This is a genomic window from Leptospira venezuelensis (assembly GCF_002150035.1).
In the GTDB taxonomy this organism is placed as follows: Bacteria; Spirochaetota; Leptospiria; order Leptospirales; family Leptospiraceae; genus Leptospira_B; species Leptospira_B venezuelensis.
In genome coordinates, this window is record NZ_NETS01000008.1 from 207,504 (window position 1) to 221,703 (window position 14,200).

A 14,200-nucleotide genomic window follows, 5' to 3' on the forward strand; every position below is an offset into this window, starting at 1 on the left:
ATGATCCGAAAAATCTGTCTTTTATTTACAGCGCTTTCTTTCGGTATATCTGCAGCTCCCAAGTCCTATGGGTCTCTTGGTTCCGAAGTAGATTTTTTGGATTTCGGAAAAGTCACAGTGGCGCCCTTTTCTTATTCGGTATCCTCTTCTTACGATGAAGAATACGGTGCATTCAATCTATTCGATTCAAATCCTAAATCTTATTGGTATTCTTCCGGAGAGAATAAACCGGAGTGGATCATAGTAGATTTCGGTTCTAAAAGACTGATCAATTCAGTAGAAGTACTAGTTCCTATGTTTCGAGGCAAAAGGGCAACTGAGGAATACGAGATACAAGTCCTTCACCAAGAAAACTGGAAAACTATTTTTAGAAATGATAAAGTAGATTTAGTCAATCATCACAATATTCCTCCAATCGATGCATCCATTCTAAGATTATATTTTCCTAAAAAAGAAGAAAAGAGTATTGTAATCGGCGAATTTAAGATCTTATTAAATGGAACAGTCTTAAACTCCGTATCCAGCCGATTTACCGGATATCAATATCCGGTTCCGGATGGACTTCTTCCTGAAAAAGATTACCAGCTTCCGGGAGCACCCAGAGAATATAGGAACGGAATCCACAAAGGATTAGATATTTATTATAAACGAGAGAAGATAGGACCACCTAGGCGTCTGACCTTCGAGGATGTATTGGTTTCCCCGGCGGACGGAACGATCATACGCGCGGATCTGGATTATTCTCCCATGACACTTTCTGAATTCCAAAAATATTCTGCATTAGCCCAGAAAAACGGAGTTACTTATGTGGAGAAAGATTTTGGGGGCAGACAGGTTTGGATCGATCACGGGAATGGGGTCATGACCTCTTTCAATCATCTTTCTTCGATCAAAAGATGGATCAAACCTGGTGCAAAAGTAAAATCCGGAGAAGAGATCGGTAACGTAGGAAATTCAGGTCTGATGGGAGAAGCAAAAGGAAACGATGAAAACATCCATTTGCATTTTGAGATCTGGGTAGACGGAGAATATTTAGGTGCAGGAGTTCCTACCAACCAGATCAGGAAGTTACTTCAGTTTTTCTTCTCTAAATCGAATTTGAATTAAAGCTCATTTCGCACGGAGAGGTGAAGACACGAATTCCGGTAAACCGGCTGATCCGCTTATTATCACCGAAGCTCGGCGATACATTTATTCTTCATATTGTTATCACGAATACGATAGCAATAATTTGAACGTTTTTCGACCCGAGCCCTGCACAGGTTTTTCTCATCTTCATTGTGAATGCGAGAACAATGACTCGAACTCTCTTCGGTTTGAGCTAAACACATGTTCTTTGTATCATTATCACGTATAGAGTAACATTTGCTTGCGTTTGTCCCAACTAAGCCTAAACATTCATTCTTCATATCATTATCTCGAATACGACTGCAATAGCTTGAACTTTTCTCAACCCGAGCCCTGCACAAATTTTTCTGATCATCATTACGAATACGAGAGCAATAACTCGAACTTTCTTCGGCTTGAGCCAAACACATATTCTTTAAATCATTATCACGTACAGAGTAACATTTGCTTGAACTTTGTGCATTAAGATGGATTGACAAGGTCACAAGAATTATACTAATTAAAATAAGATAAAAACTTTTATAATAATTCATAGAATCAATGGACCTTATCAAATTTTACAACATACCCTTCGTTCTCAAATAACCTAATATTTTTGTTCCGAAAAACCAAGTGATCCATCCGCCTACTGCTGCGAAAGCGTAGAGGAAAGAGAATAATAATCCGTATTTGATAGTCCACTCTAAGGATATTTTACACTTCTTTAAAAAAGTAATAAATCCTCCAGCGACTGCACCTGTTTCTTTTAAGGTAAATTTGATCGTACAAAATTCATTCTCCTGATCGAATTCACCTAACTTCACTCCTAAGTCTTGGATCTTACCTTCTATCTCTAAAATTTCTTTTTCTAGAGAGATCAATTCTTCTATTTTACCGTTTCTTCCTTTTAAACTCAAGAGTCCTGCTTTGGATTTCTCTAAGGAGATTCTAGTCGCTGTGATATTTTTGTATTCGTTTGTTTTATCTGTCTTATTCACGGAGATGGAATCGATGGTTCCGATCGTCTGAATGGATTCCACCATAGAATCGAACTTATCTGGATTCACACCGATTCCTAATTGCAAAGTTCTTTTACCAGCTAACCCTGACCTTTGTTCGTATTGGATCACACCTTTCGCGTCTTCTACCATCTTACGGGTTTTCTTTTCATTTTCATCAAACTCAGAAGTTCTGGAAGAAACCGCAGCTACCTTCTCATATTTTTGGGAAGAAGCAGAAATTGGAGCCTTATCTTGGGAAGCATAGAACTTTTCAGATGCATAGTTCTTACGTCCATAATCGAAGTTGATAGAGGAACCTTGTTCTTGGTTTACAATATTTGTTTCTGGACCGACTGCATAACTGTAGATAAGCCTGATTATAAATAAAAATGCGAAAATCCCCGCAAATACGAGAGAAAACTTTTTAACAAATTTAGAAACACTGCTGAATTGTTCCATCCTACCCTACTTTTTGGCCGAAAGATTGATTTATTGGACCCTTGCTGCTTCGGATCTGATCCGTTGCAATAGATCTGATTCAACAAGATTTCCATTATGAAGGCATTTTTTATAATACGAATTTCGGATATGCACCCGCTCTTCATCCGTTAAAGCCCAATTTGGGACTTCTTTTCTGAGCCTAAAAGCTAAATGAGAGAGTACAATCGCCACAGTTACTGAAATATTATAACTTTCTGTAAAACCGTACATGGGAAGTTTTAGGAACATGTCTGCTTCTCCCATAGAATAAGAAGATAATCCTTTTTCTTCCGATCCGAATAATATTGCGCTAGGTTTATCCAATGGTAAAGTATCTAGTTCGTAAGAATTTTCTACTATATGAGGAGAAGTTGCCACGATCCTGTATCCCTTCTCCCTTAAACCGCTTATACATTGTCTAGTATTATCATAATTAGGTTTTTGGTATTTATGAATCTGGATCCATTTTTGAGCGCCTAGAGAGATACCTTCATTCGGTTTATAAGAGTTTCTATTTTCGACAACATGGATCTCGGTTAGGCCTAAACATTCAGAAGTTCGTACGGGAGCGCTAGCATTATAAGGTTGGAATATATCCTCCATTACAATTGTTAAGTACTTTGTACGAAAAGAAGCAACTTCATGGATCTTCGAAACCTTCTCCGCTGATATTAAAGTTTTAAAATATTCTTCTAAACGTTTTGCTTCCTCTAGATTTATAAAATTTGAATGTTCTTGAGTGAGTTTCATGTTCAAAATGTTTTAATTCCTAGACAATTTCTGAGTGAAAATCGGAAGCGGCAACAATTACACTAAACATTGATATAGTAATTATGTACAACAAGATTTATTTTTTGCTTCGAGGCAGTTTCCAAAAGAGTTAATATAAAAAATCGTGAGAAAATAAAAAAATTCTAAAGTTTTTTTAAAAAGGGATTGTACTTTGTTTCCGAAAATCTATTATGTCCCCTATCTTGTCCGGTGGTGAAGGAAAATGCCCGAGCAATTGCAAAAGATTCTGAACAATATCAAGGAGTTCTTCAACTCTTTAGATACTACAAAGAAACTGATTTTAGGTGGAGTGGCGATCACTGTGGTCGTTGCCTTAGGGCTTCTGACAACCGTTTCCTCTCAAAAGAATAAGGTTATTCTCTTCCAAAACCTTACTGCGAAGGATTTCGCTGAGGTCACCAAGAAATTGGACTCCATGGGCTATTCGTATAGCACTGGGGACACCAGTATCGTGAGTGTGGATCCGGAACAAAGACAAGAAATTATCACTAAACTTGCCCAAGAGAACCTGATCCCTGCAGGTGTGCAAGGCTGGGAACTATTCAATGTGGAGAAATTCACAGAGACCCAGTTTGATAAGGACATCAAAAAATATAGGGCCCTAAAAGGAGCCATCGAGCAATCCTTGATGACTTTAAGACCTGTAGACAAAGCATTCGTGAACATCGCAATACCGGAAGATGAACTGTTCAACTCGAATGCTTCCCCAGTAAAAGCTTCGGTCATTTTACATTTTATTCCTGGAGTCGAAGGGATTTCCAAAAAAGAAGTAAAAGGTATCGTAAACTTGGTTTCCAGAGCGGTGCCTAAACTCAAACCGGAAAACGTAGTAGTCGCTGATGCGGACGGCAAGATCATCTCTGACTTCGAAGAAGACCTGGAAAAAGAAAGATTAGAACTTAGAGTTGTCCAAGAGAAATTACGGATCCAAGAAGAACAAAGGATCCAAAGATTAATCGACGTAAGAAACACTCTTCGTTGGTTCTTAGGCGGAGAAGACAGAGTAGACATTACTCGTTTTGAGTACATGTTAAACTGGGACAAGGAATCTTATAAAGACAACCAAGTCTCCCCAGTAATCGAAAGACCCGATGATCCAAATACTCCTTATTCCGAGTTAAAGATCGTAGACGGTTATAGCTTAAAAGTTTCTTCCAAAGAAACCAGCGAACAATTCACAGGAAGAGGTTTCACTCCAGATGGACCTGCGGGAACTGAGCCTAACCTTCCTCCTGGTTATAAAGATACCGACTATCAAAAAGCAGATTATAAGAAAACTGAAAATATCAATAACTTCGAATTCAACAGAAGAGTAAGCGAAGTACAAAAACAACCTTGGAAGATCGAAAAAGTGAATCTCTCCGTGGTTGTAGACGGCCAGTGGACTAAAAAGGAAAACGCAGACGGAACAGGATACGATAGGACTTATATCCCTGTTTCCGACGAAGATATTAGAACTGTTCGTAAAAACTTAGAAGCAGCAGTAGGGATAGACAAAGCAAGAGGAGACCAAATCTCCGTAATCAGCATTGCAAAAGATCGCACAGCTCAGTTCGCTGCAGAAGACGAAGAATTAAGAAAACAGAAAGCAATTCGACAAATGGTCATCGCATCCTTAGTCATTGTATTATTCTTAATACTCACTATCCTCATCTACAGAGCGATCAAAAAAGAAATCGCAAGACGCCGCAGACTCCGCGAAGAAGAACTCGCAGCAATGCAGCAGATGATGAGAGAAGCAGCACTTCGAGTCATGGACGACGGAAGTGCAGAAGTCGAACTCTCTCTGGACGAAAAACTCAGAAGAGAACTTCTCGAAAACGCGATCAATCTCGCCAGGGAAAAACCGGAAGAAGTGGCACAACTTCTCCGCACCTGGTTATCTGAAGAGGAAGCAACCTAATGAGTATCCTGTCCGGAAAAAGAAACCGGGCGGGACAGCTCCTCCGAATCCTGGGGGAGCATCTTCCCCCGGAAGTGTTTCGCCATCTTGGCCCTCAGGACACGTCGAAACTTTTAGAAAGTTTTCACAAGTCCGGCAAGATAGAAGCAAAACAAGAAAGAGAACTTTTAGGCTCCTTCTTAGAAGGACTATCCACAGTCCCAAAAGAAGGAATCGATCGAGACACCTTGGCTCTTATCCAAGAACTCGAAACTATTCTGAAAGAAGATTTGGTTTCCGAACCGGAATGGTCCGAAGAACTCAAATCCTATACCAAGGAAGAACTTTCCAAAATCGTAGCGGGAGAGTCAGCAGACAGAATCGCGCTTATCTTCTGCTACGCGGATCCGGATACTTCTGCCAGGGTATTGGAAGAATTTCCGGAGGAAACCCAGGAGGAGATCCTACTATCCATCCGGAATTTGGATCTTTCCTCTGCTGGACTTTTGGACTCTTTGGAGAGGTTTTTACGCTTCAAGAAAGAAGTTCTAAAATCCCCTCAATCTGGAGTTCCTACCAGGGACAAGGGTGGCAAAAGAGCCGCAGAACTTTTAGGTAAATTGGACCCCCAAGATTCTCAGAAATTATTCGCAAGGATACGCGAAAAGAGCCAGTCGTTTGCCGAAAATATAAATAAGCATTTCTTCCGAATGGAAGACCTGATGGATCTGAGCCGAGAAGCCCTAAACAAGTTTATGTCGGAACTCCATCCAATCGTAACCGCAACTGCCTTTAAGGGCACGGAACCGGAAACGAAGCAGGTTTTATTGGAAAGGTTGGACCCATCTCTTGCCTACTCCATCCGATTGGAAGAAGATTCCATGGGCCCCGTTTCTCTTGCAGAGATTGAAACCGCCCAGAACGGACTACTTGAAATTTTTAAGGAATCCGTAGAATCAGGAAGAATCAAGTTCCGGAGAAAGAACTAATATGGCAAAACTAGTCTTCAAACCTATCCAGATCGCGGACATGCAGGATCAGGTAGAGCTGCAAATTCCGGACAAATATAAAAAATTTCATAGGGACGAAGACGCCGAAGAGTTCGAGGTCGACCAAGAAGGAAATATTATCGAGCAATACCAAGGTCCTTCTATTGAAGAGATCGAGGCGGAGCTTAACCGTTACAAAGAAGAAACGGAAGAAAATATCAAAACAATGCTCGAGGACTCCCGCCGTAAGTCGGAGGAAATCGAGGAAGAAGGTCGTAAAAAAGCCTTCCAAATGATCCAGGATTCTAAAGAGAAGATCAAACTCGAAGAGGATTCCGGCAAAGCCAAAGCGGAACAGATCTTGGAAAGAGCCAAGATGGAAGCCGAAAGAATGATCAAAGAAGCCGAGATGAAAACGGCTGAGATCGAACATGAGGCTTACTTAAAAGGATTCGAAGCTGGACGAGAAGTAGGTTTCAGAAAAGGCCAAGGGGAAGTCCGACGTCTAATCGACCGTCTCGGAACAATCGTAGGTAAAGCCATCGATATCCGTGCAGAACTTATCCAGGCATCCGAAAAGCAGATGGTGGAGATGATCCTTATCATCGCTCGTAAGATCATCAAAGACGAGATCATCGAACGTAAAGAAATCGTACTCAATAATATTAGAGAAGCCTTGAAACGTATTAAGGACAGGGACCGTGTGGATATCCGAGTCAACTTTGCAGACTTAGAGATCACCACCGCTCACAAAGACGAACTTATCAAACTTATGGAGTCCCTTCGCAAGGTCAATATCTACGAAGACTCTCGCGTCGACAGAGGCGGGGTCATCATCGAAACAGATGTTGGAGCAATCGATGCAAGGATCTCCACCCAGCTCAAAGAAATCGAAGAAGCAATTCGAAATGCGGAGCCGATCTAATACAACATTCACGTCCAAACTTAGTCTCCTACCCGGCCGCCCTCACAGGCGGTCGGGTCAGGGGGGTTTTCTTTGTAGGCACTTCGACATGCTTTGCTTTAATCTCATAAGTGACATAATTCCGTTATATTCTCATTATCACTTGACTCCGGGCAAAATCCCGGGGACAGTATCCTCAATCTTTCGAGCCTAAGATCATGATAGAGAAGAAGTTTCACGAAAAGGTAGACGTCATCTCCAAGTATTTCCTGATCTTGGACCGCACAGAAACCATTCGCAAATCCGGAAGAGTCGTTCGAGTCTCCGGAAACGTAATCTATTCAGAAGGACCTCCTGACTCCAAAATCGGAGAGATCATGGAAGTACAAAAAGCGGGAACAGAAGGTTACCTGCAATGTGAGATCGTAGGTTTCGAAAATCATGTATATACACTAATGCCTTTAGGTCCTGTAGAAGGTGTGTATCCAGACGCATTCGTATTTTCTTCGGGAAGAAGTTTGAATGTTCCAGTTGGAAGAGAACTACTCGGCCGAGTATTAAACGGTGTAGGACGTCCAATCGACAAAAAAGGACTCATCATCACTTCGGAAGAAAAGTCTCCCGAAGGAGAAAGTATCAATCCTCTGGATCGACCAGTGATCCGGGACATTCTTCTTACAGGTGTAAGAGCGATAGATGGAATTCTGACCGTAGGTAGAGGACAAAGATTAGGGATCTTCTCTGGATCTGGCGTAGGAAAATCAAGCTTACTCGGTATGATCGCAAGGTTTACTAATGCAGATGTGAACGTGATCGCACTCGTTGGAGAACGAGGCAGAGAAGTAAACGAATTCTTAGAAAGAGACTTAGGAAAAGAAGGTCTCGCAAAATCTGTGGTATTTGCAGCAACTTCCGATGCGCCCAAGATGGAACAGGTAAACTGCGCATTACTCGCCACCTCAGTTGCCGAATATTTCAGAGAACAAGGATTACATGTAAACTTGATGATGGATTCCTTGACCAGGTTTGCGCATGCAAACCGTGAGATCTCAGTCTCCAATCATGAGCCACCTATCACAAGAGGTTTTAGTTCATCTGTTTTTACTAAATTAGCAAAACTTGTAGAACGTTCCGGAACTTCCAAATCAGGAGGAAGTATCACTGGGTTTTATACAATTCTGACAGACACTGACGAGATGGAAGATCCTATTGCGGATGCTGTTCGAGGTTATATAGATGGTCACATCATTCTTTCACGTAAACTCGCAGAAAGAAACCACTACCCAGCAATTGATATCCCTGCTTCTCTTTCCAGGGTTATGCAATCAATAACAGATGAAGATCAGTTCATGCGAGCTGGGATGATCCGAGAACTGATCTCTACTTATAATTCTGTGGAAGAATTGATACTTCTGAATGCGTATGTAAGAGGGTCTGATCCCAAAGTGGATCTTGCTATTCGCAAAAAAGATAATATAGATTCTTATCTAAAACAAAGACTTATGGAAAGGAGTCTTTTCCCTCAGACAGTTAGCGGTCTAAGAGATATTTTAAAAGAAGAAAGAGAAGAAGAGGAATTTTAATCTATGAAAAGATTCCAATTCAGACTCGAACCAGTGCTTCGTTTAAAAAAAATCAAAGAAGACCAAAAACTCAAAGAACTTTCCGAACTCGTGGCAGAAGTCAACCAACGGCAATCGGAAATAGACTCTAATGAAGCAAGGATACATTCCTTATCTTCTACCACATTATCAGGAAATACAGACCTAAGAGAATATTCTTATTTGCAAACGTATATGAGACAACTTCTGACCAGGAACACTGAGTTAGAAAATGAGATACGTTCTTTCGATGAGTCGGTTGAGAAAAAAAGAACGGAAGTCTCAGCGGCAAGAAAAGAGAAGAAGGTACTGGAACTTCTAAAGGAAAACCGCTTCAAGGAGTATATGCACTCTTATAGAAAGGCGGAAAGAATCCAGGCAGAAGAGCAATTTTTAGCAGATCTTTACAGGAAACAGAGGGAGGAAATTTATGGGTATGATAGATCTAAACGGGATCCGAAAGTATTTACCTATGATACGGGAGGCGTCGAGCGCACCGGTACAGAAGATGCGGGACTTTCTGAGCTCAGAAAACTTTACGAGCGTTATAAAAAGTGACCTCCCCTTTTTAGAAGTACGTAAAACCGTAAATTCTTCCGATCCTTTAATCGGGAGTATGGCAAATCTCCAAGATAAAATTTCTCATTTGGAAAATAAGGCAGGAGAATTGGAAAAAAGAATTTCAGGCTCCAGGCTGGACATCCGGGTATAAAAAGTGGCAAGTTTAACCGACAAAGCAAGAGCAGTCTATTTAGTACTTCTGATCTTCTTCTTAGTAATGATCGGATTTTTCGCGTTTCATTATTTTCAGATCATAGACGCTACTGAAATTTTTCCTTTCTTAAGAACAGAACCTGGCTTAGTAAATGCGGACTCTGAATCTCCTTCTGAATTAGAAAAGTTAGAATTCCGTAAAGAGATGGAAAGACTCGCCAAGGACAGGGACGAAATCTCTCAAAAAGAAGAAGAACTCAAAAAAGAAAAAGAACGCCTGGAAGCGGAACTCGAGAAAATCGAGGAACTCAAACGAGGTCTTACTTCCAAGGAGAATGAACTAAAATCTTCTGAATCTGAAAAGAATAGCAGAGGCAAATTGGTTAAGGTTATGGCGGAGAAGGTAGCGAATATGCCACCTGATAATGCAGTGCAGATGCTTACCAACTGGCCGGACAAAGATATCATAGACGTATTCATCCAAATGGACAAGGACGCAGAACAGGATGGTAGGCAAACAATCACTACTTACCTTCTCACCTTATTCCCAGCAGAGCGTAGGGCGAATATTACGAATAAATGGTTGTCCAGATCCGATGTGATCAAGGCTCCTGAATCCAATTCTGAGTCAGAAGAACTTTAAATTTATGAAAAAGAAAACGATCCTATTTTTTTCAATATTAGCAATTTCTACAGGAGCAATTTATTCTAAGAGCAAAAAAGCTTCTGCTCCTGCAAAGCCTAAGTATGTTTCCGGAGAAGAGTTAGTCAATAATCCGGGCAAAGCGGTTGGAGAAACTGTACGAGTTGCTGGAACTGTAACCCATGTATTATATAAAGGAAATTCTATCCGATTTGTAGTTCATTTTTCAGGAAAACCAGTGGTCTTAGATTCCGACGATTACAGTTTAATGAACAGAGTCTCCGTTGGTTCTTATGTAGAAGTTTGTGGATTCTATTTAAAAAACAAGAAGTTAGAGCTGGACGGAAAGAGAACGGATATGCCTTCTATCGTCATAGAACAAACTTACTGTACGAATTAATATTTCGCGCCTAGCACAAATTCGCCGAGAAGTAAAAGATATATCTATTCATATTCTATAATTACACCTCTGCGTTCTCAGTGGCTCTGCGTGATAATTTACTCTCTACCTTTTTTAACAGTCTGCGCCTTAAAAGACTCCAATCTTTCTTTTGCGTTTTTTCTAATATTCGCATAAAAGAAATGAAAATCACCAGTATGTAAATTCCCGTCTTTTCCTAAGTTCGGGGTCCGACTAATCTCAGGTTCGTGGATCCATAAAACACCTGAATTACATTTTGCATCCGCAATACCGGGGATCAGTTGATCAAAACTTCGATTCACACTACCTAAATTTTCAGACTTTGGAGAAACTTCTTCATCATGCTTCCAACTGAGAGGATTCACACAAACAGTGTCTTTTCCATATCTGTCCAATAATCTTCCTGGAGAATTTCCCCATATATAAGAGTTCCAGCCGACAACACATCCTGTATCTTTCGGACTGGAACATACAGGTAGACCTGCCTCTTCTTGTTTAAACGGGAATCCGATCGAATAACCCACCACAAGATTTTTCTTATATTCCGGATTCACAGAGATCACTTCTTTAAGCAAACGAACAGAATGTCTAGTGCCTTGGCTATGAGACGCAATGATATATGGACGGCCCTTATTCCAATGTTTCATATAGTATAAAAAGGAAGCTTTCACATCTTGATATGCAAAATCTAAAGCGGTCTCCCCTTCCGGAACATCTTTCGTAAAAACAAAAAATGCAGCCTGTCTATATCTTGGAGCATATACCTTACAACATTCATTGAAAGCACTTGCTTGGGTCTTGACTGGATGTTTATCGGTTCTTTCGTTTAAACTTTCATCCTTTAGATCCCCATTCCAATATTTTGGCCGAAGAAGTAATGTAGTTGGATGAATATAAAAAGTATCCGCCTCTGCCAGTGACTGATTATCTTTAAAACCTGAATTTTCAGGAACAAGATCTGCGTTATCTTTTTTATCCGGAAGCGCAGCCCAAAATTCTGATTTAGAATAATCAGGTGCTATTAAATTTTTACTCTCTTCAAAATCCTTTCTGGGTTTTATAAGATATATACATTGAAAACTAAAAATTGAGAATACTGAAATAGAAATGAAAGCACGTAAGAGTTTCATATTAGCTCATCCTTGGCTCAAAATAAGACATTAGAGAACGGATTAGGTTTCCTAATTTTGCGGAAACTCTAAAATAAAATTTCTTCTAAGCGAGAAACTGCGTGTTCCAATTGATCATTCACTATAGTGTGATCGAACTCGTCTTTATGAGCCAGCTCTTCTTTTCCGTTCTTGATACGTTTTAAGATACTTTCTTCGGAATCGGTTCCTCTTCCGCGCAGTCTTTTTTCCCATTCTTCCTCATTGGGAGGCAGTATGAAGATAGTGATTACTTTTTCCCCCAGCTTTCGCTTTAGCTGAGCCGCACCTTGTACGTCCAGATCCATGATGACAGATTTACCAGAGGACATACACCCGTTCACGAACTTTAGTGGAGTTCCGTAATAATTATCATGGACCTTGGCCCATTCTAAAAATTCACCCTTATCGATTCCTGCTTCAAATTCTTCTTTGCTTAAGAAAAAATACGTTACGCCCTCTTTGTCACCTGGACGCGGAGCTCTAGTCGTACAAGAAACTGAAAAAGCCAAATCAGAATGTTTGGCTCGGATCATTTGAATAAGTGTAGATTTGCCTCCTCCAGCAACGGAGGACAGAACAATAAGCTTGGGAGATTTCAGTCCTTTTCTTCCTCTTCTTCTGCAATAGAATTATCCCTGCTTTCTATCCTTCTTGTGAGGGCTTCTACTCTTAAGTTGGAAAGGATCAAATGATTGGAGTCAGTAATTATAATGGACCTGGTCTTTTTTCCTTGGGTCGCGTCTACCAAACTGTTATTACTTTTGGCTTCGTTTCGGATCCTCTTTGCAGATGCTGAATCCGAATGAATGATACCCACGATCTTGGAAACCATGACTATATTTCCAAAACCTACGTTCAAGACGCTAAATTGGGACATTAGGTCCTCCTATTTCTCTCCAACCTAAATCTTTCGATAATGTCCACCTCACCGGTGGCGAGATCCAAGGCTTCTGAGATTTCCTCATGAGAGTATCCTTTTTTCAAGAGGAAAACTACCTTCTCAATTTTACTCGCCCCTTCTCCCAGGTCTTTTAGCGCCGTTTCAGAAGAAATTTTTACGGAATCCTGCTTTTGAGGAACGTAACCAGCAATTTTTCTTTCCAGAATTTTTCCGAAGTTCTCTTCCACAGGAATTTTATTGTCCGTTCTTTTGGACTTAGAACTCGTTTTTTTAGGATCAACTTCAGGAGTATAATCAGGTTCTGCTTTTAAAGAACCTCCGCTAATATCTTCCGGAAATTCAATTTTGTTTTCTTCGAATGGATCTCCATCCAAAGAAATATCAAATGTAGAACTTGGATTATACATAGGCTGAGGAGTTCTGCTAGGAGAAATTTCAGACATCAATTCCTGAGAATCTTTCCAGCCCATTACATTCTTAATCGTTTTACCGAAGTTTTTCAGAATTCCCAAAGTCCCGGATTCTTCTTCCGGAGAGGAAGCAGTTTCTTTTTTGAGATTTTTTCTTTCCGGATCCAAGAACGGTTTAGGATTTTCTGGAGAATAATTTTCTCTCAGATTCTGTTTATAGAGTCTTCCTACACCTTCACCTGCTTTTGCAGCAAGTTCTTGTTTTCTATTCTCTAATGATTCCGCCGGGCTAGTTTTAAGTTCTTTTTGTTTTTCACGAATGAGGGTCAGATATTCATTTTTAAATTTTTCCTCATCGGAAATTTGAACCTCTTCTTGGTGAGTAAGGATAGAAGGAACACTCGATTCTAATTCTTCTTCTACCGTCTCGAATTCCAAGATTGGTTCAGGAGAAACATTCTGTTTTTCCGATTTTTTAGCTTCGTTAGAAAATACTCTATCCGGAAGTGATTCCAGTTTTTGGAGAATGGTTTTGTATTTATCCTCCAAAGAATCGGAACGTTGGACCAAAATTTTATAAGCTTGGATCTTTGAGTTTAAAAGTTCGATTTGGCTTTCGGTTTCTGTTTGGATCTCATCTACTAGAGTTCGAATCTCTTCGTTGATACGACGGATCATATGAGAACGGATCCTCTTCGTCACCTGAGCGGACACACCAACGTACAAGCCTATGGCTATAATAATGTTTAAGAATAGGACTGTGAATAATTCCATCGCACAAGCGTCCTTTTCGAGAATATTTCCAACAACATCCCTCGGAAAGCCGGCACGGTTTTATTAAGCTATATAGTCCACTGTGGAACGAGTAGGTGTCCGTATTTCGGTTTTCCTACCGCTCTTATCATAGGAGAAAATTCTCTCCTTTCCACCCTCGGGTTTTGGCCCTTTATAAGAACGGATTTCCTTTTCTATTTCTCCGATCCTTTGGGTGTATGAGTTACGAAGTCTTTCTCTATATTCAGGAGATAATGAAAAAGTTTCGGTGTACATCTGCACCGCATACTTTTTATCTATAGAATACTCTCGGATCGATTTTTCATTCTGAGCGATAACGTTAGAAAGAGTATGTGGGTTCTCCACCATAGTCCTTCGGACTAGATCGTTCGCAGCGCCGTATCCGGAAAGAGGTTCGTTCAGCCTCATA

15 protein-coding genes are annotated in these 14,200 nt (G+C 40.4%); 8 read left to right on the forward strand and 7 right to left on the reverse strand.

Annotation, left to right across the window (positions count from 1 at the left end):
• Positions 1 to 1,107, forward strand: a complete 1,107-nt coding sequence (locus B1C82_RS05050; protein WP_086446522.1) for a M23 family metallopeptidase — start codon at positions 1 to 3, stop codon at positions 1,105 to 1,107.
• 578 nt (positions 1,108 to 1,685) lie between these two features.
• Here B1C82_RS05050 and B1C82_RS05055 read toward each other — a convergent pair.
• A complete protein-coding gene (locus B1C82_RS05055) occupies positions 1,686 to 2,567 on the reverse strand; it encodes a DUF4349 domain-containing protein (RefSeq protein WP_086446523.1) in 882 nt (293 codons plus the stop codon).
• Positions 2,568 to 2,597: 30 nt separating this feature from the next.
• A complete protein-coding gene (locus tag B1C82_RS05060; RefSeq protein WP_086446524.1) occupies positions 2,598 to 3,338 on the reverse strand; it encodes a TrmH family RNA methyltransferase in 741 nt (246 codons plus the stop codon).
• 244 nt (positions 3,339 to 3,582) lie between these two features.
• On the opposite strand from B1C82_RS05060, the gene fliF reads away from it, so the two are divergent.
• The 7 genes from fliF (at position 3,583) to B1C82_RS05095 (ending at position 10,513) form a co-directional block, all read left to right on the forward strand.
• On the forward strand, positions 3,583 to 5,283 hold the full coding sequence (fliF, locus tag B1C82_RS05065; protein ID WP_086446525.1) for a flagellar basal-body MS-ring/collar protein FliF: 1,701 nt from the start codon (positions 3,583 to 3,585) through the stop codon (positions 5,281 to 5,283).
• Positions 5,283 to 6,251, forward strand: a complete 969-nt coding sequence (locus B1C82_RS05070; protein ID WP_086446526.1) for a FliG C-terminal domain-containing protein — start codon at positions 5,283 to 5,285, stop codon at positions 6,249 to 6,251. Before fliF ends, B1C82_RS05070 begins: the two co-directional genes overlap by 1 nt.
• 1 nt (position 6,252) lies before the next feature.
• Positions 6,253 to 7,176: a flagellar assembly protein FliH gene (gene fliH, locus B1C82_RS05075; RefSeq protein WP_008592071.1), complete on the forward strand. Its 924-nt coding sequence runs from the start codon at positions 6,253 to 6,255 to the stop codon at positions 7,174 to 7,176.
• 197 nt (positions 7,177 to 7,373) lie between these two features.
• On the forward strand, positions 7,374 to 8,738 hold the full coding sequence (locus B1C82_RS05080; RefSeq protein ID WP_086446527.1) for a FliI/YscN family ATPase: 1,365 nt from the start codon (positions 7,374 to 7,376) through the stop codon (positions 8,736 to 8,738).
• A gap of 3 nt (positions 8,739 to 8,741) precedes the next feature.
• Positions 8,742 to 9,314 carry a flagellar export protein FliJ gene (fliJ, locus tag B1C82_RS05085; RefSeq protein ID WP_086446528.1) on the forward strand — a complete coding sequence of 191 codons (573 nt, stop codon included), beginning with the start codon at positions 8,742 to 8,744 and terminating at the stop codon, positions 9,312 to 9,314.
• A 157-nt stretch (positions 9,315 to 9,471) separates the two neighbouring features.
• Positions 9,472 to 10,113 carry a periplasmic-type flagellar collar protein FlbB gene (locus tag B1C82_RS05090; RefSeq protein ID WP_086446529.1) on the forward strand — a complete coding sequence of 214 codons (642 nt, stop codon included), beginning with the start codon at positions 9,472 to 9,474 and terminating at the stop codon, positions 10,111 to 10,113.
• A 4-nt stretch (positions 10,114 to 10,117) separates the two neighbouring features.
• A complete protein-coding gene (locus B1C82_RS05095; protein ID WP_086446530.1) occupies positions 10,118 to 10,513 on the forward strand; it encodes a TOBE domain-containing protein in 396 nt (131 codons plus the stop codon).
• A 98-nt stretch (positions 10,514 to 10,611) separates the two neighbouring features.
• Here the strand turns inward: B1C82_RS05095 and B1C82_RS05100 are convergent, their stop codons facing one another.
• From B1C82_RS05100 to B1C82_RS05120, 5 genes are all read right to left on the reverse strand, one after another.
• Positions 10,612 to 11,664: a DUF3089 domain-containing protein gene (locus B1C82_RS05100; RefSeq protein ID WP_086446531.1), complete on the reverse strand. Its 1,053-nt coding sequence runs from the start codon at positions 11,662 to 11,664 to the stop codon at positions 10,612 to 10,614.
• Between the two features lie 68 nt (positions 11,665 to 11,732).
• Positions 11,733 to 12,266 carry a guanylate kinase gene (gene gmk / locus B1C82_RS05105; RefSeq protein ID WP_086446532.1) on the reverse strand — a complete coding sequence of 178 codons (534 nt, stop codon included), beginning with the start codon at positions 12,264 to 12,266 and terminating at the stop codon, positions 11,733 to 11,735.
• Positions 12,267 to 12,280: 14 nt separating this feature from the next.
• The gene (locus tag B1C82_RS05110) at positions 12,281 to 12,562 is read right to left on the reverse strand and encodes a DUF370 domain-containing protein (protein WP_008597280.1); all 282 of its coding nucleotides are present in this window, start codon (positions 12,560 to 12,562) and stop codon (positions 12,281 to 12,283) included.
• Positions 12,562 to 13,770 carry a hypothetical protein gene (locus tag B1C82_RS05115; RefSeq protein WP_086446533.1) on the reverse strand — a complete coding sequence of 403 codons (1,209 nt, stop codon included), beginning with the start codon at positions 13,768 to 13,770 and terminating at the stop codon, positions 12,562 to 12,564. Before B1C82_RS05115 ends, B1C82_RS05110 begins: the two co-directional genes overlap by 1 nt.
• Positions 13,771 to 13,833: 63 nt before the next feature.
• On the reverse strand, positions 13,834 to 14,199 hold the full coding sequence (locus B1C82_RS05120) for a hypothetical protein (RefSeq protein WP_086446534.1): 366 nt from the start codon (positions 14,197 to 14,199) through the stop codon (positions 13,834 to 13,836).
• Position 14,200 lies beyond the last annotated feature (1 nt).